The sequence below is a fragment of the Streptomyces canus genome (assembly GCF_030815415.1).
GTDB classification, from domain to species: Bacteria; Actinomycetota; Actinomycetes; order Streptomycetales; family Streptomycetaceae; genus Streptomyces; species Streptomyces canus_F.
In genome coordinates this window covers 2,126,046-2,141,088 of sequence record NZ_JAUSWW010000001.1, presented here as the reverse complement: position 1 = coordinate 2,141,088, position 15,043 = coordinate 2,126,046, and the positions used below count along the sequence as shown (strand labels likewise).

Genomic DNA, 15,043 nt, shown 5'->3' with positions numbered 1-15,043 from the left:
CGTGCGGCAGCAAGCGGCCACGCTCCTGTGGCGGGCCGGGATCGCCGCCACCCTCGTGTGCGCCATCGGCCTGCTGCCCTGGCTCACGCGCACGGACCCGGCACTGACCGTGCTCAAGGCCCGCTCGGCCGAACGCGACCCCGATCCGCAGGTGCTGGCCGACATCCGGACCCGACTGGGCCTGGACGACGGCCCGTTCCGCCTCCTCGGGCAGTGGCTGGGCGGACTGTGGCGCGGGGACGCCGGACAGTCGTGGATCTCCGGCACCGAGGTCACCCCCGCCCTGCTCAACGCCCTGGGGGCGTCCCTGCTGCTGATGGCGGTGGCCCTCGTGTGCGCCACCGTCACCGCCGCACTGATCTGCGCCCGCACCCTGTGGCTCGGCGCGCACCACCGGCTCGCCGGCCGCGGGACCGGCGGCAGCGGGTCCGCGGTCCTCGCCGCGCTGCCCGAGTTCCTCACCGCGTCCGTGCTCGCCACCGTCGTCGGCGTCCAGCTCGGCTGGCTGCCCGCCCTCGGCTGGTACGGGCCGCAGTGGACGATCCTGCCCGCCCTCGCCCTCGGCCTGCCCGCCGGGGCCGTGCTCGGCCGCCTCCTCGACGACCTGCTGCCCGGAGCCTTCGCCGAACCGTGGGCGCCGGCCGCCGCCGCGCGCGGACTGCCCGGCCGCGCCATCGCCCGCCAGGCACTGCGCCGCTGTCTGCCCGGACTCCTGCCGAACACCGGCCTGTTCGCGGTCGGCCTCACCGGCGGCTCGGTCGCCGTCGAGCAGATCTTCGACATACCGGGCCTCGGCCGCACCACCCTCCAGGCCGCCCTCGCCCAGGACCTCCCCGTCCTCCAGGCCGGCACCCTCGCCCTCGTCCTCCTCGCCGCGACCTGCGCCGGCCTCGCCGCCCTCGCCACCCGCCTGCTCATCGGCACCGCCCTCCGGGACGGTGCCCTGCCGTCACTCCACGGACCGAAGCCGCCGGTACGCGGTATACAGCCGATCGCCTACGGTGGACTGCCGGCGGTGGTCATCGCGCTCGGTCTGCCCCGCGACCCGCTCGCCCTCGACACGCAGCAGCGCCTCCAAGCCCCGTCCCGCGCGCACCCCTTCGGCACCGACGCGCTCGGCCGCGACATCCTCGCCCGCGTCGGCCACGGCGCCCTGGAAACCCTGCTGCTCGCCCTCGCGATCGGCACGGCCGCACTGCTCATCGGCGTCCTGCTCGGACTGCTGCCCCGTCTGTCCGGCCCGCTCGTCGACACGGTCACCGCACTGCCGCCGGTCCTCGTCGCCCTCCTCGTCACCGCCGTCGCCGGCAGCGGCCCCGCCACCCCCGCGCTCGCCGTCACCGCCGTCGCCTGGGCACCCCTCGCCGCCCACACCTCCGCACTGCTCCGCCAGGAACGCGCCGCCCTGCACATCACCGCCACCCTCGGCCTGGGCGCCGGCCCCTGGCACCTGCTGCGCCACGAACTCCTGCCCGCCGTCCTGCCGCCCGTCACCCGCCACGCCCTGCTACGGCTCCCCGGCATCGCCCTCGCCCTGGCCTCCCTCGCCTTTCTCGGCCTGGGCTCCCAGCCGCCCTCCCCCGAATGGGGCCTGCTGCTCGCCGAGAACCAGCCCTACGCCGAGCGCGCCCCCTGGGCCGTCCTCGCCCCGGCCGCCGTACTCGCCCTGCTCGGCGCGCTGGCGGTCACCGCGGGAAGCGGAGCGAGATGGGGGTCCCCCCGGCCGAAGGCTGGGGGAGGAGCGCGCAGGCCGCGCCGCACCCCGCGCCCACCCGTGACCGAACCCGAACAGCAGCCTCGTACAAGGGAATTGGTGGAAGCCCGATGAGCAGCTCGCTGTCGACCGCCCTGCGCGCGACCCCGGACCGTACCCGCCTCACGCCCCTGCTGCGGCTGCTGATCCTCACCCAACTCGCCTTCAACGTCGGCTTCTTCGCGGTGCTGCCGTTCCTGTCCGAGCACCTCGGCACGGCGATGGGCATGGCGGGCTGGACGGTCGGGTTCGTGCTGGGGCTGCGGACCTTCAGCCAGCAGGGGCTGTTCGTGGTGGGCGGGGCGCTCGCCGACCGGTACGGGATCCGACCGGTCGTGCTCGCGGGATGCGCGCTGCGGATCGCCGGGTTCGCCTGGCTCGGGTACGCCGAGGCGACCGGGGCGGTCATCGGGGCCGTGCTGCTGATCGGGTTCGCCGCCGCGCTGTTCTCGCCCGCGGTCGAGTCCGAGGTGGCCCGGCAGGCCGTCGTCCACGAGGAGCAGGGCGGCGGGTCCCGTACCCGGGTGCTCGCACTGTTCACCGTGGCCGGACAGGCGGGGGCGTTCGTCGGGCCGCTGCTCGGCGCGCTGCTGCTGTCGGTGGACTTCCGGAGCGTGTGCCTCGCCGGTGCCGGGATCTTCGTGCTCGTCCTCGCCGGGCACGCGTGGCTGCTGCCGCAGCACATTCCGGGACGCCAGCGGGTCCACGTCAAGGGCGGGATACGGGTGCTGGTGCGCAACCGGCGCTTCCTCGCGCTGTGCTGCGCGTACGGCGCCTATCTGCTCGCCTACAACCAGCTCTATCTCGCGCTGCCCGCCGAGGTGGAGCGGGCCACCGGTTCCCAGTCCGCGCTGGCCTGGCTGTTCGCCCTGTCCTCGCTGCTGGTGGTGACCGCCCAGCTGCCCGTCACCCGCTGGGTGGGGGACCGGCTCGCCCTGCGCCGCTCGATGGCGGCCGGACTGCTGCTCATCGCCGCCGGGTTCGCGGTCGTGGCGCTCGCCCGGCCGGCCGGCTGGACCGGGACGGCGGGGCTGCTGCCCGCGGCCGGGTTCGTCGTGCTGCTCACCCTCGGCCAGATGCTCGTCGCCCCCGTCGCCCGCGCCTGGGTCCCCGACCTCGCCGAGGAGGGGCGGCTCGGCCTCTACACCGGCGCGCTGTCCTCGGTCTCCGGTCTGATCGTGCTGGCCGGCAGCTCACTGACCGGCACACTCCTCGACAGCGGGCTGCCGGCGGCCGTGCCATGGCTGGTGCTGGCCGCCGTACCGGCCGCGGCGATCACGCTGCTGCCGCGCCGTCCGTAGGTCATCCCGCGACCAGCTCGCGCACGTCCTCCAGCAGGACCTCCTCGATCCGGGAGGTGCGCAGCAGCCACAGGATGTCCCGGCCGAACGACCACACCAGCGCGCCCAGCGCCGTCGCGACGACCCCGAACTCCAGGGCGTACGGCAGCAGGCCCGAGGCGGCCAGGAGCAGGAACACACCCTGGAGGGCGGCCACCGTCTTGCGGGCCGTGCTCGGCGGGAGCGGGGCGTTCAGCCACGGCCAGACACGGGCGGCGGCGACGAAGGCGTAGCGCATGCCGCCGATCAGCAGGACCCACGGGCCGTGCGCCATGGACACGTAGACGCTGAGCACCAGGATCAGGAAGGCGTCGACCTCCATGTCGAAGCGGGCGCCGAGCGGGGTGGAGGTGCCGGTGCGGCGGGCGACCTTGCCGTCGACGCCGTCGAGGATCAGGGCCACGGCCGTCAGACCGACGAAGAGAGTGACCGGCGGTGAGCTCTGGAAGGAGTCGGCGACCAGGGCGGTGACCCCGCCGACCAGAGTGGCCCGGCCGAGCGTGACCCGGTTGGCGGGGCCGAAGGAACGCGGACGGTGGCGGTGCAGGGCCCGGGAGAGCACCGCCCAGGTGGCGACGGCGAAGACGAGGCCGGTCAGCCAGCCCGCCGGTCCCATGCCGATCGCCGTCCCGAGCAGAGCCAGCAACAGGATCTGCAGACCCGCTCCCACAGCGGTCTCCTGCTGGACCAGCCTTGCGTCGTAAGTGTTGTTCAGGGCCACCGAACATCCTCCGGCCGTGTGACAGAGTCGATCAACGCCGCGTACTGTGCGCGACCTGTGCACACCTCGGTACGTGAACCACTTCCCAAGCGTTCAGGAGGATGCCGATGAAGCGCACCGCGAGTGCTTTCTGGCTCAACGGCCCCGGTGCGGGTGAGATACGTGAGGTCACCCTCCCGGCTCTCTCCGAGGGGGACGTGCTGGTCCGCGCCCTGTACTCCGGCGTCAGCCGCGGCACGGAGACGCTCGTCTTCCGCGGCGGGGTCCCCGAGAGCCAGCACGCCGCCATGCGGGCGCCGTTCCAGGAGGGCGACTTCCCGGCACCCGTGAAGTACGGCTACCTCAGCGTCGGAGAGGTCGAGGAGGGCCCGGCGGACCTCGTGGGCCGTACGGTCTTCTGCCTCTACCCGCACCAGACGCGCTACGTCGTCCCGGTGACCGCCGTGACCCCGGTGCCCGAGAACGTGCCCGCCGAACGGGCGATCCTCGCCGGCACGGTGGAGACCGCCGTCAACGCCGCCTGGGACGCGGCGCCGCTCGTCGGTGACCGGATCGCCGTGGTCGGCGGCGGCATGATCGGCTGCTCGGTCGCCGCACTGCTGGCCCGCTTCCCCGGCGTACGGATCCAGCTGGTCGACGCCGACCCGGCGCGGGCGAACGTCGCGAAGGCCCTGGGCGTCGACTTCGCGCTGCCGCGGGACGCGCTCGGGGAGTGCGACCTCGTCGTCCACGCCAGCGCCACCGAGCAGGGTCTGGCCCGCTCCCTGGAGCTGCTGACGCCCGAGGGCACGGTCCTCGAACTCAGCTGGTACGGCGACCGGAAGGTCAGCCTTCCGCTCGGTGAGGCCTTCCACTCCCGGCGACTCGTCATCCGCAGCAGCCAGGTCGGCACCGTCTCCCCGGCCCGCCGCTCCAGCCGCACGTATGCCGACCGGCTGGCCCTCGCCCTGGAACTGCTCGCCGACCCGGCGCTTGACGCGCTCATTACAGGGGAAAGCGCGTTCGAGGAGCTGCCGCAGGTGATGCCCAGGCTCACTTCCGGGGAAATTCCCGCTCTTTGTCACCGCGTGAGGTATGGCAAGAGCGCCTGACCTGAGAAAAGAGTGAGAGACGGCTGAACGCGGGGAAGCGAAGGGCCGTACTACTCGGCATCCCCGCCGGCGATCAGCCGGGGGGATCAGACGTGCCGCACCTGGAGGGTCGTCCGTTGTTCAGTGTCACCGTCCGCGATCACATCATGATCGCCCACAGCTTCCGCGGCGAGGTCTTCGGACCCGCGCAGCGCCTGCACGGAGCGACGTTCCTCGTGGACGCCACCTTCCGGCGGGAGCAGTTGGACGACGACAACATCGTCGTCGACATCGGACTGGCCACGCAGGAACTCGGAGCCGTCGCCGCCGAGCTGAACTACAGAAACCTCGACAACGAGCCCGACTTCGCCGGGATCAACACGTCGACGGAGTTCCTGGCCAAGGTCATCGCCGACCGGCTCGCCGAGCGGATCGAGAAGGGCGGGCTGGGCGAGGGCGCCCGGGGCATCGCCGCGATCGCCGTCACCCTGCACGAGTCCCATGTCGCGTGGGCGAGTTACGAGCGTGCGCTGTGACCGACGTGACCCTGGAGAAGGCCCCGCAGGCGGCCCTGGGCTATGTGCCCGTGCAGCATTCGGCTCTCAGGAACGCGGACATCGTCCCCATGGCTCTGCGCACCGTGCACTTCGTCATGCCCGGCGGTGTCGACGACCCGACCGCGCCGAGCGGCGGCAACGCCTATGACCGGCGCGTGAGTCTGGACCTGCCGGGCTTCGGCTGGCAGGTCCACAAGCACGCGGTGGCGGGCGAGTGGCCCCGGCCGGGTGCCTCGGCCCGAGCGGAACTGGCCGGTGTGCTGCGGGGGTTGCCGGACGACACCGTGGTCCTGATGGACGGCCTGGTCGCCTGCGGAGTCCCGGAGATCGTCGTACCGGAGGCGGAGCGGCTGCGGCTCGCGGTCCTTGTCCACCTTCCGCTCGGCGACGAGACCGGCCTCGATCCCGTCCTGGCCGCCGAGCTGGACGCGAAGGAGCGCGCGGTGCTCCGCGCGGTCCCCGCCGTCGTCGCCACCAGCGACTGGGCGGTCCGCCGCCTCGTCTCCCACCACGGCCTCGCCCCCGACCGGGTCCATGTCGCCGCCCCCGGCGCCGACATCGCCCCCCTCGCCTCCGGCACCGACGGCCTGTCCCGGCTGCTGTGCGTCGCCGCGGTGACACCCCGCAAGGGACAGCACCGCCTGGTGGAGGCGCTGGCCACGGTCCGGGACCTGCCGTGGAGCTGCGTGTGCGTGGGCGGCCTCGCCCAGGACCCGGCGTACGTGGCGGACCTGCGGGCCCTGATCGCGAAGTACGGCCTGGAACACCGACTGCACCTGGCCGGACCGCAGGCCGGCGCCGAACTCGACGCCAGCTACGCCGCCGCCGACCTGATGGTCCTCACCTCCTACGCCGAGACCTACGGCATGGCGGTCACCGAGGCCCTCGCCCGCGGCATCCCGGTGCTGGCCACCGACGTCGGCGGGCTGCCCGAGGCGGTCGGCCGCGCCCCCGACGGCGGCGTGCCCGGCATCCTCGTCCCGCCGGAGGACCCCGCCGCCCTCGCCGCGGAGCTGCGCGGCTGGTTCGGCGAGGCGGACGTACGACGCCGGCTGAAGGCGGCTGCCCGGGGCCGGCGGGCCGCCCTGGACGGCTGGGCGACCACGGCCCGCAGCCTGGCCGGAGTACTGGGCCGACTGCCGAGCGAACCCTGGAGGGCGGCATGAGGAAGACGGCTACGACACAGCGCGCGGGAAGGATTCCGGCGCAGGCGGGACCGAGGGACGTGGCAGGAGTGGAGTCCGAGATGGGGAACCCGACGTCATCGGCGTCCGCGGGCCCCGGCACCGACGCGGAGTCCGTGATCCCCGGCGCCGGCCCCGCGGCCCGCCCCGGCGAGCGGCCCACCGTACGGCTGCGCGAGGACGGGCCCGAGGAGCAGCCCCGGTACGCGCCCGAGTGGCTGGAGTTGCGGGAGCCCGCCGATGCCGGCGCGCGCTCGATCGATCTGCTCGACCCGCTGCGGATCCGGCTCGCCAACCTGCCCGGCAAGGCCGGGGTGACCGTGCACGACCTCGGGTGCGGTACCGGGTCGATGGGCCGCTGGCTCGCACCCCGCCTCGACGGCCCTCAGCACTGGGTGTTGCACGACCGCGACCCCTACCTGCTGCACTTCGCGGCCGTCGCCTCCGCGCGGGTCGCCGCGGACGGCAGCCGGGTCACCGTCGAGACCCGGCGCGGTGACGTCGGCCGGCTGACCCCGGACGCCCTCGCGGGCGCCTCCCTGGTGACGGCCTCCGCACTTCTGGACGTCCTCACCCGCGAGGAGATCGAGACCCTGGCAGCCGCCTGCACCGGTGCCGGCTGCCCGGCCCTGCTCACGCTCTCCGTGGCCGGCCGCGTCGACTTCTCCCCGTCCGACCCGATGGACACCGAGATCGCCGAGGCGTTCAACGCCCACCAGCGGCGCTCGGGCCTGCTCGGCCCGGACGCGGTCACGGTGGCCTGCGAGGCCTTCTCCGAACTCGGCGCGACGGTACGGCTGAACCCGAGCCCCTGGCGGCTGGGCCCCGCCGAGTCCGCGCTCACGGCACAGTGGCTGCGCGGCTGGGTCGGCGCCGCGGTGGAACAGCGCCCGGAGCTGCGCGAGCGCGCGGACCGTTACCTCCGCGCCCGCCTGGAGGCCTGCGAGGCGGGCGAGTTGAGCGTGGTCGTCCACCACACCGACCTGCTGGCACTGTCCCGCCCGACGGGCGGGGCGGCATGAGCGTGGAGACGGTACGGGCGGCCCACGCGGGCCTGCGGGGGCCGGGCCGACGCAGGCGCTGGGCCGGGGTGACACGGGGGCGCGGCCGCGTCGCGGTGACGCCGGTGGACGCGACCGCGTCGGTGCTGGGCGTGGCCGGCTTCCCGGCCCGTACGGCGGTGGAGGAACGGTACGCCGACACGGCTACCGGTGCGGCACGTCCCGAGGCCGGTACCGCCGCCGTCGCCCTCCCGCCCGCCAAGGCCGTCCCGCCACCCCCCGTCGCCGTCTCCGGGGACCGCATCGGCGTGATCGTCTCCGCCCCGCGGCCCGCCACCGCCCAGGCCGCCCCCGGCGCCTCCTGGTGGCGAAACGTTCTCGCCCGCCTCAAGTCCCCCGCCGTACGCACCCACGTCGGCAGCGCCGTCGGCGTGATCATCCTCGCCGTTCTGCTGTGGCGGCTCGGCACCGGCGTCTTCCTCGACGGGTTGCGCCGGATCGACGGGGCGACCCTGCTCGCCGCGCTCGGGATCGGCGTGGTCACCACCGTCTTCAGCGCCTGGCGCTGGCAACTGGTCGCCCGGAGCCTGAAGATCCGGCTGCCGCTCGGTGCGGCCGTGGCCTCGTACTACCGGGCCCTGTTCCTCAACGCCGCCCTGCCCGGCGGCGTTCTCGGCGATGTACATCGGGCGGTACGGCACGGACGCAGCACCCATGAACTCGGGCGCTGTGTGCGGGCCGTCGTCCTCGAACGGATCGCCGGGCAGCTCGCGTTGGCGGTCGTCGGCGCCGCGGTGCTGCTGACCATGCCGTCACCGGTGCTCGCCCAGGCCCGCCATCTCGCGCCGCTGCTCGTGTTCGCCACGCTGGGCGCGCTGGCCGTCGTGCTCGCCCTGCGGATGAACCGGGCGCCCTCACGGGCCGGCAAGGCCCTGCGCGAGGCCCGCGAGGGGCTGCTGTCGCGGCAGAACGGGCCCGGAGTGGCCCTGTCCTCCGCCGTCGTCCTCGCCGGACACCTCGGAATGTTCGTGCTCGCCGCCCGCGTCGCCGGTTCCGCCGCCTCCGTCGCCGTCCTGCTGCCGATCGCCGTGCTCGCCCTGCTCGCCATGGGCCTGCCGCTCAACGTCGGCGGCTGGGGCCCCCGCGAGGGCGTCACCGCCTGGGCGTTCGGCGCCGCCGGTCTGGGCGCCGGCAGCGGGCTGGCCGTCGCCGTCGTCTACGGGGTGCTCTCGCTCGCGGCCAGCCTGCCCGGCGTCATCGTCCTGCTCGCCCGCTATCCGCGCGCCGAATCGCCGTCGGAGGTGAGCAGTGAGAAATACGTGCCGAAGGAATCCGCCAGGCTCGCAAGGAGCGCTTTGCCCTTTTCCGCCGAACCCAGCGAAGGACGGCCGATGACACCGGAATCGGTATAGGCGGACATACCGAGGGTGAGCAGATGACGTCGGTCGTCGGCGACGAAATCGGATGCCGCATAACCGGGTCGGACGAATTCGGGATGAGCGTGCAGAAGGATGGAGGTCTCGATTTCCCCCGCATGCATGTCGGTGAGCAGCGAGGTGACCACCCCCGCCTGCTCCCGGGCCGCCTCCCAGTCCTCCGGGGCCGGGAACAGCGCCATTCGCTCGCCGCGGGCGGAGGATTCCTGAACGACGTTGCCCAGTACGTAGTTTCCGCCGTGCCCGTTGACCACGACCAGGGTCTCGACGCCGGACCGGCGGAGCGAAGACGCTATGTCCCGTATCACCGAGTGAAGGGTCACCGAGGAGATGCTGACGGTTCCCGCCCACGCCGCGTGCTCGTGCGAGCAGGAGATCGTCACGGGAGGGAGAAGGTGTACCGGATATGCCGCGGCGATCTCCCGGGCGACGGCGCAGGCGACGAGCGTGTCGGTCGCCAGCGGAAGGTACGGGCCGTGCTGTTCGAAGCTCCCGACGGGAAGGACGGCGACCTGTCGTGAGACACCCTCGCCCCGCGCCCGTACGTCTTCCGTGGTGTCCGCCGGCAACGTACCGTGCTCCGCCGACCGCGTTTGCGAACCACTCATTCTTTCACGGCCTTTCGTCTCTGCTTAGGAACTCGAGAATCATGACAGAAAAAGTTGGCGTACTCGGCAAGAAGACTCCACAGCGTACGGGCGTGGAACGCGTCGTGAATGCTCCGCTGCCCACCGTGTACGGTGAATTCAGGGCGGTCGGTTACCTCGACCACGATCGCGGTGACGAGCAAGTGGCCCTGGTCTACGGCGAGATCGGCACGGACGAGGTCCTGACCCGGCTGCACTCGGAATGCCTGACCGGTGACGCCTTCGGCTCCCGGCACTGCGAGTGCGGCGAACAACTCGACTCGGCGCTGCGGGCCGTCGTCGCCGAGGGCAGCGGCATCGTCGTCTATCTGCGGGGCCACGAGGGCCGCGGCATCGGACTGCTCGCCAAGCTGCGCGCCATGGCCCTGCAGGCGGAGGGACTGGACACCGTCGAGGCGAACCTCGCCCTCGGCCTGCCGGTGGACGCCCGTGACTACGGTGTCGCCGCCGGGATGCTGCACGACCTCGGCGTGCGCTCGGTGCGGCTGATGTCCAACAACCCGGACAAGCGCGCGGCGCTGGTGCGCCACGGCATCGAGGTCGCCGAGACCGTCCCGCTGCTGATAGCGCCGTGCGAGAGCAACATCACCTACCTGCGCACCAAGCGGGAACGGCTGGACCACCACCTGCCGCATCTGGACGCGGTGGCCCACCTGTCCTGATTACGGGCACCGGAGTCCGGACAGGAAGAGGGGACCGGCCCCGACACCCCTGGGAGGCTCGCTCGTGAGGACGCAGGCAAACGCCGTGGTGATCGGCGGCGGAGTGATGGGCGCGAGCATCGCCTACCACCTCGCCGCCGCCGGTGTCCGCGACGTCGTCCTCGTCGAACGCGACGAACTGGCCTCCGGGTCCACCTCGAAGGCGGCCGGAGGGGTGCGGGCCCAGTTCTCCGACGCCCTCAACGTGCAGCTCGGCGCGCGCAGCCTGGAGGCGTTCGGCCGGTTCCACCACGAGATCGGTCACGACATCGGCCTGCACCGCGTCGGTTATCTGTTCCTGCTGTCGACGCCCGAGGACGTGGCCTCCTTCGAGGCGGGGGCGCGCCTGCAGAACTCCCTCGGCGTGCCCAGCCGCATGCTCACCCCGAAGGAGGCCCGCAAGCTCTCCCCGCTGATCACCACCGACGGGCTGCTGGCCGCCGCCTTCTCGCCGGACGACGGCCACTGCACCCCCGAGGCCGTCGTCCACGGCTACGCCTCCGCCGCCCGCGCCCTGGGCGCCCGCGTCCTGCGGCACACCGAGGTCACCGGCATCACCGTGCGGGGCGACACCATCAGGGCCGTCGAGACGACGCTCGGCACCATCTTCACCGACACGGTGGTCTGCGCGGCCGGCGCCTGGTCGCGCGCGATCGGGAGGATGGTCGGTGTGGATCTGCCGGTGGAGCCGCTGCGCCGCCAGATCGCGGTCACCGAGCCGGTCCAGGGTCTGCCGCCCGGCCTGCCGATGACCATCGACTTCAGCAGCACCCTCTACTTCCACCGCGAGGGCCCCGGCCTCCTGCTGGGCATGTCCGACCCCGACGAGCGCCCCGGCTTCGCCACCGACACGCACGACCGCTGGATCCCCCGCCTCGCCGCCGCCATGGAGCACCGCGCCCCCGCCCTCCTGGACCTGCGCCGCACCGGCGGCTGGGCGGGCCTGTACGAGGTCACCCCGGACCACAACGCCCTGATCGGCGAGGCGACTTCGGTATCCCGATTTCTGTATGCGACCGGCTTCTCCGGGCATGGCTTCCTCCAGGGACCGGCCGTCGGCGAGGTCGTCCGTGACCTGTGCCTGGGCCGCGTACCCTTCGTGGACGTCAGCCCGTTGAACGCCGGCCGGTTCGCGGCCGACGCCCCGCGCCCGGAGGCCAACTGCGTATGACCGAGCTCCATCTGTGGCTGCGCCACGAGGACCGTCCCACCGAACGGCGCACACCCATCGTGCCGTCCGACGCACGCAGGCTCGTCGAGAGCGGGGGGACCCTGACCGTCGAGGAGTCCCCGCAGCGGATCTTCCCGATCGAGGAGTACGAGGCCGTCGGCGCCCGGGTCGCGCCCACGGGCTCATGGGTGGCGGCGCCGCCGGCGGCGGTCGTCCTCGGTCTGAAGGAACTCCCCGACGCGCCGGCCGAGTTGACGCACCGGCACATCTTCTTCGGGCACGCCTACAAGCAGCAGCCGGGCGCCGCGGACCTGCTCCGCCGGTTCGCCGCCGGGGGAGGGGCGCTCCTCGACCTGGAGTACCTGGTCGACGACCACGGGCGCCGGCTCGCCGCCTTCGGGTACTGGGCGGGCTATCTGGGCGCGGCCCTGGCGGTGCTCCAGCATCGGGGCCGGCTCGTCGCACCGCTCACGCCCACCTCGAAGGAGGAGCTCGACGAGACCCTCCGGCCCGCTGCCGGGGACGAGGAGTTCACCGCGCTCGTCATCGGCGCCCTGGGCCGCAGCGGACGCGGCGCCCACGTCGCCCTCCGGGCCGCCGGGCTCGACCCCACCTGCTGGGACCTGGAGGAGACCCGCGACCTGGACCGCGCGGCCCTGCTGGCGCACGACGCGATGGTGAACTGCGTCCTCGCCACCACCCCGGTCCCGCCCTTCCTCCGGGAGACGGACCTGGACGACCCCGCCCGCCGGCTGCGCACCCTCTGCGATGTCACCTGTGACGTCGGTTCGCCCCTGAACGTCCTGCAGGTCTACGACCGCACCACCGAGTGGGACGAGCCGGTACGCCGGCTCCGCAAGGAGCCGCCGCTGGACCTCATCGCCATCGACAACCTGCCGTCGCTGCTGCCGAAGGAGTCCAGCGAGGGCTTCTCGGGACAGTTGCTGCCGCTGCTGCTGGACTTCGGGACCGGTGGCCCGTGGGGGCGCTGCCTGGACCGGTTCCGTGCGGCCTGCCGGGAACTCGGCATCGTGGAAGGGGAGTCGCGCCATGTCTGAGCTGGTTCCGGCGAGCGGCACCGTCCACTGGATCGGCACCGGACTGTCCACGGGCAGCGGGCTGGCCCGGGTGTGCGAGGCGGCCGAGCGGGTGCGGGTGTGGCACCGCACCGAGGAGCGCGCGGCCGAGGCCCTGGAACGGCTGGGGCTCACCGGTCGTGCCGAGCCCCGCGCGTACACCCTTCCCGCGCTGACGGCGCAGCTCGCGCCCGGGGACGTCGTCGTGTCGATGCTGCCCGCACCGGAGCACGCCGGGATCCTGGCCGCGTGCGTCGCGCGGAAGGCGCACTTCGCCTGCTCCAGCTATGTGTCGGACGCCGTGCTGGAACAGGTGCCCGCGGCCCTCGCCGCCGGGGTCGTCGTCCTCACCGAGGCCGGGCTCGACCCGGGCATCGACCACCTCTTCGCGCACAGCCTCGTCGCCCGCGCCCGGGACGCGATCGGCGACGGTACGGCGGCCTCGTACCGCCTCACCTCCTACTGCGGCGGTATCCCCGCGGTGCCGAACGACTTCCGGTACCGCTTCAGCTGGGCGCCCCTCGGAGTCCTGGGCGCCCTGCGCTCGCCCGCCCGGTACATCGAGGACGGTGCCGAGACCACCGCCGCGCGGCCGTGGGAGGCGACCCGGCGCCATGTCGTCGACGGGGAGGGCTTCGAGGTCTATCCGAACCGCGACAGCGTGCCGTTCGTCGAGCAGTACGGGATGCCGCCCGCCTGGAAGGCGCGGTCCTTCGTGCGGGGCACCCTGCGGCTGGAGGGGTGGCTGCGGGCCTGGGACGCCGTCTTCGAGGAGCTCAAGGGCGGTGACGACGCCCGGATCGCCGCGCTGGCACGGGAGTTGGCGGCGGCCTATCCGACCACGGACACCGACCGGGACCGGGTCGTGCTCGCCGTGTCGCTGGATGTGCGGGGCCCGGCGGGGCAGGCGTGGTCGGGCAGCTATCTGCTGGACCTGGTGGGGGACGAGGAGGAGAGCGCGATGGCCCGCTGTGTCTCCCGCACCCTCGCCCTCGGCGTGGGCCACGTCCTGGACGGCTCGCTGCCGCCCGGCCTCAGCCGGGCCGCCGAGACGGCGGCACGGTCGGAGGAGTGGCTGCGGGAACTCGCCCTGGAGGGCATGGAGTTCACGCTGCGGGTGGACGCCTGATCACTCGACCACGGCTTCGTGCACCAGCCGTCTGAGGTCCGGGTTGAGCTTCAGGGATTTCGGCCGTACCTGGGTGTAGAACTGCACGGTCAGATCGTGGCCGGGATCGACCCAGAAGGTCGTGGAAGCGGCTCCGCTCCAGCCGAACGTGCCCGGGCTCGTGGGCGCGAGGGTCCGGGCGGGGTCGATCACCACGGAGACGCTGAGACCGAAGCCGACACCGTCGTTGTTGGGCTCGTCGTGGGCCGGTCTGCTGCCGAAGGCGCGCAGGTCGGCTCCGCCGGGAAGGTGGTTCCTGGCCATCAGGTCCACCGTTTCGGGGGCGAGCAGGCGGGTGCCGTCGAGTTCGCCGCGACGGCGCAGCATCTCCATGAAGCGGTGCATGTCGTGCGCGGAGGCCACCATGCCGCCGCTGCCGGAGAGGAACCGGGGCCGGCCGCGGAGCGGGAGCCCGGGGACCGGCTCGATGCCGCCGTCGTCCTTCTCGCCGTACAACTCGGAGAGCCTGACCGCCTGTTCGTCCGTGACGCTCAGGCCCGCGTCGGTCATGCCGAGCGGTCCGAAGACCCGCTCGGCGAAGAAGGTGTCCAGCGGCTTCCCGGAGACCACCTCGATGACCCGGCCGAGCACATTGGAGGCGACCGAGTAGTTCCACTGCGTGCCCGGCTCGAACTGGAGCGGAAGGCTCGCGTACACGTCGACCGTCTCGGCCAGGGTCGTGCCCGGCACCACCGACGACTCCAGACCGGCCTCGCGGTACAGGGCGTCGACCGGGTGGGAGTGGTAGAAGGCGAAGGTCAGACCGGCCGTGTGGGTCATCAAGTGCCGTATCAGCATGGGCTGTCCGGCGGGCCGGGTGACCATGCCGGAGCCCGAGCCGCTGACATGGACCCGGGCGTCGGCGAAGGCCGGCAGATACCGGGCGACCGGGTCGTCCAGCGACAGCCTCCCCTCCTCCACCAGGATCAGCGCGGCCACCGCGGTGACGGGCTTGGTCATGGAGTAGATCCGCCACAGGGTGTCCGGCTCGACGGGCAGTCCGGCGGCGAGATCGCGGTGGCCGTGCGCCGTGAGGTGGGCGACGCGGCCGCCGCGGGCGACGGCCACGAGGAAGCCGGGCATGCGTCCCTCGTCGACGTAGTGGGCGAGGTGCTGGTCGAGGCGGTCCAGCGCCTTCGCGTCCAGTCCGGCCTCACCCGGGTCGACTTCCTGCCGCAGCTGTGCCATCGCTCTCCTCCGCTCGCGTTCGTCGAGGTG

13 protein-coding genes and 1 pseudogene are annotated in these 15,043 nt (G+C 73.2%); 11 read left to right on the top strand and 3 right to left on the bottom strand.

What is annotated here, in order from left to right; genetic code table 11:
- The first annotated feature begins 1 nt into the window (after position 1).
- Positions 2 to 1,828 (top strand): ABC transporter permease subunit, encoded by a 1,827-nt coding sequence (locus tag QF037_RS10015; protein WP_307023746.1) that lies wholly within the window; start codon positions 2 to 4, stop codon positions 1,826 to 1,828.
- Entirely contained in the window at positions 1,825 to 3,054 is a 1,230-nt protein-coding gene (locus QF037_RS10010; protein ID WP_307023744.1) for an MDR family MFS transporter, read from the top strand. The genes QF037_RS10015 and QF037_RS10010 overlap by 4 nt, the downstream gene beginning before the upstream one ends.
- Before the next feature lies 1 nt (position 3,055).
- Here QF037_RS10010 and QF037_RS10005 read toward each other — a convergent pair whose 3' ends face one another.
- A complete protein-coding gene (locus QF037_RS10005; RefSeq protein WP_266885840.1) occupies positions 3,056 to 3,814 on the bottom strand; it encodes a CDP-alcohol phosphatidyltransferase family protein in 759 nt (252 codons plus the stop codon).
- Between the two features lie 107 nt (positions 3,815 to 3,921).
- Between QF037_RS10005 and QF037_RS10000 the strand changes: the two genes are divergently transcribed.
- The 5 genes and pseudogenes from QF037_RS10000 to QF037_RS09980 form a co-directional block, all read left to right on the top strand.
- Complete coding sequence (locus QF037_RS10000) at positions 3,922 to 4,905, top strand: zinc-dependent alcohol dehydrogenase (RefSeq protein ID WP_307023740.1); 984 nt, start codon at positions 3,922 to 3,924, stop codon at positions 4,903 to 4,905.
- 116 nt (positions 4,906 to 5,021) lie between these two features.
- The gene (locus tag QF037_RS09995; RefSeq protein ID WP_307023738.1) at positions 5,022 to 5,420 is read left to right on the top strand and encodes a 6-pyruvoyl trahydropterin synthase family protein; all 399 of its coding nucleotides are present in this window, start codon (positions 5,022 to 5,024) and stop codon (positions 5,418 to 5,420) included.
- Positions 5,417 to 6,607: a glycosyltransferase family 4 protein gene (locus QF037_RS09990; RefSeq protein ID WP_307023736.1), complete on the top strand. Its 1,191-nt coding sequence runs from the start codon at positions 5,417 to 5,419 to the stop codon at positions 6,605 to 6,607. Before QF037_RS09995 ends, QF037_RS09990 begins: the two co-directional genes overlap by 4 nt.
- Positions 6,604 to 7,647 (top strand): class I SAM-dependent methyltransferase, encoded by a 1,044-nt coding sequence (locus tag QF037_RS09985; RefSeq protein WP_307023734.1) that lies wholly within the window; start codon positions 6,604 to 6,606, stop codon positions 7,645 to 7,647. The genes QF037_RS09990 and QF037_RS09985 overlap by 4 nt, the downstream gene beginning before the upstream one ends.
- A pseudogene (locus QF037_RS09980) lies at positions 7,644 to 8,861 on the top strand (lysylphosphatidylglycerol synthase transmembrane domain-containing protein); the annotation flags it as partial. The gene QF037_RS09985 and the pseudogene QF037_RS09980, both read left to right, overlap by 4 nt.
- A 38-nt stretch (positions 8,862 to 8,899) precedes the next feature.
- Here QF037_RS09980 and QF037_RS09975 read toward each other — a convergent pair.
- On the bottom strand, positions 8,900 to 9,670 hold the full coding sequence (locus QF037_RS09975) for a creatininase family protein (RefSeq protein ID WP_307023732.1): 771 nt from the start codon (positions 9,668 to 9,670) through the stop codon (positions 8,900 to 8,902).
- Positions 9,671 to 9,711: 41 nt separating this feature from the next.
- On the opposite strand from QF037_RS09975, the gene ribA reads away from it, so the two are divergent.
- From ribA to QF037_RS09955, 4 genes are all read left to right on the top strand, one after another.
- On the top strand, positions 9,712 to 10,371 hold the full coding sequence (gene ribA, locus QF037_RS09970; RefSeq protein WP_266820573.1) for a GTP cyclohydrolase II: 660 nt from the start codon (positions 9,712 to 9,714) through the stop codon (positions 10,369 to 10,371).
- Between the two features lie 64 nt (positions 10,372 to 10,435).
- Positions 10,436 to 11,581 carry an NAD(P)/FAD-dependent oxidoreductase gene (locus QF037_RS09965; protein WP_307023728.1) on the top strand — a complete coding sequence of 382 codons (1,146 nt, stop codon included), beginning with the start codon at positions 10,436 to 10,438 and terminating at the stop codon, positions 11,579 to 11,581.
- Positions 11,578 to 12,639: a saccharopine dehydrogenase gene (locus QF037_RS09960; RefSeq protein ID WP_307023726.1), complete on the top strand. Its 1,062-nt coding sequence runs from the start codon at positions 11,578 to 11,580 to the stop codon at positions 12,637 to 12,639. Before QF037_RS09965 ends, QF037_RS09960 begins: the two co-directional genes overlap by 4 nt.
- Positions 12,632 to 13,786, top strand: coding sequence for a saccharopine dehydrogenase family protein (locus QF037_RS09955; RefSeq protein ID WP_307023724.1), 1,155 nt, complete (start codon positions 12,632 to 12,634; stop codon positions 13,784 to 13,786). The genes QF037_RS09960 and QF037_RS09955 overlap by 8 nt, the downstream gene beginning before the upstream one ends.
- Here QF037_RS09955 and QF037_RS09950 read toward each other — a convergent pair whose 3' ends face one another.
- Positions 13,787 to 15,013, bottom strand: coding sequence for a serine hydrolase domain-containing protein (locus QF037_RS09950; protein WP_307023722.1), 1,227 nt, complete (start codon positions 15,011 to 15,013; stop codon positions 13,787 to 13,789).
- Between the last annotated feature and the right edge of the window lie 30 nt (positions 15,014 to 15,043).

What these genes read in the sequence shown, in the direction of transcription:
- QF037_RS09950 (WP_307023722.1), bottom strand. Translation starts at nt 15,013, where the DNA reads ATGGCACAGCTGCGGCAGGAAGTCGACCCGGGTGAGGCCGGACTGGAC.
- QF037_RS09985 (WP_307023734.1), top strand. Translation starts at nt 6,604, where the DNA reads ATGAGGAAGACGGCTACGACACAGCGCGCGGGAAGGATTCCGGCGCAG.
- QF037_RS10010 (WP_307023744.1), top strand. Translation starts at nt 1,825, where the DNA reads ATGAGCAGCTCGCTGTCGACCGCCCTGCGCGCGACCCCGGACCGTACC.
- QF037_RS09955 (WP_307023724.1), top strand. Translation starts at nt 12,632, where the DNA reads ATGTCTGAGCTGGTTCCGGCGAGCGGCACCGTCCACTGGATCGGCACC.
- QF037_RS09975 (WP_307023732.1), bottom strand. Translation starts at nt 9,670, where the DNA reads ATGAGTGGTTCGCAAACGCGGTCGGCGGAGCACGGTACGTTGCCGGCG.
- QF037_RS10000 (WP_307023740.1), top strand. Translation starts at nt 3,922, where the DNA reads ATGAAGCGCACCGCGAGTGCTTTCTGGCTCAACGGCCCCGGTGCGGGT.
- QF037_RS09960 (WP_307023726.1), top strand. Translation starts at nt 11,578, where the DNA reads ATGACCGAGCTCCATCTGTGGCTGCGCCACGAGGACCGTCCCACCGAA.
- ribA (WP_266820573.1), top strand. Translation starts at nt 9,712, where the DNA reads ATGACAGAAAAAGTTGGCGTACTCGGCAAGAAGACTCCACAGCGTACG.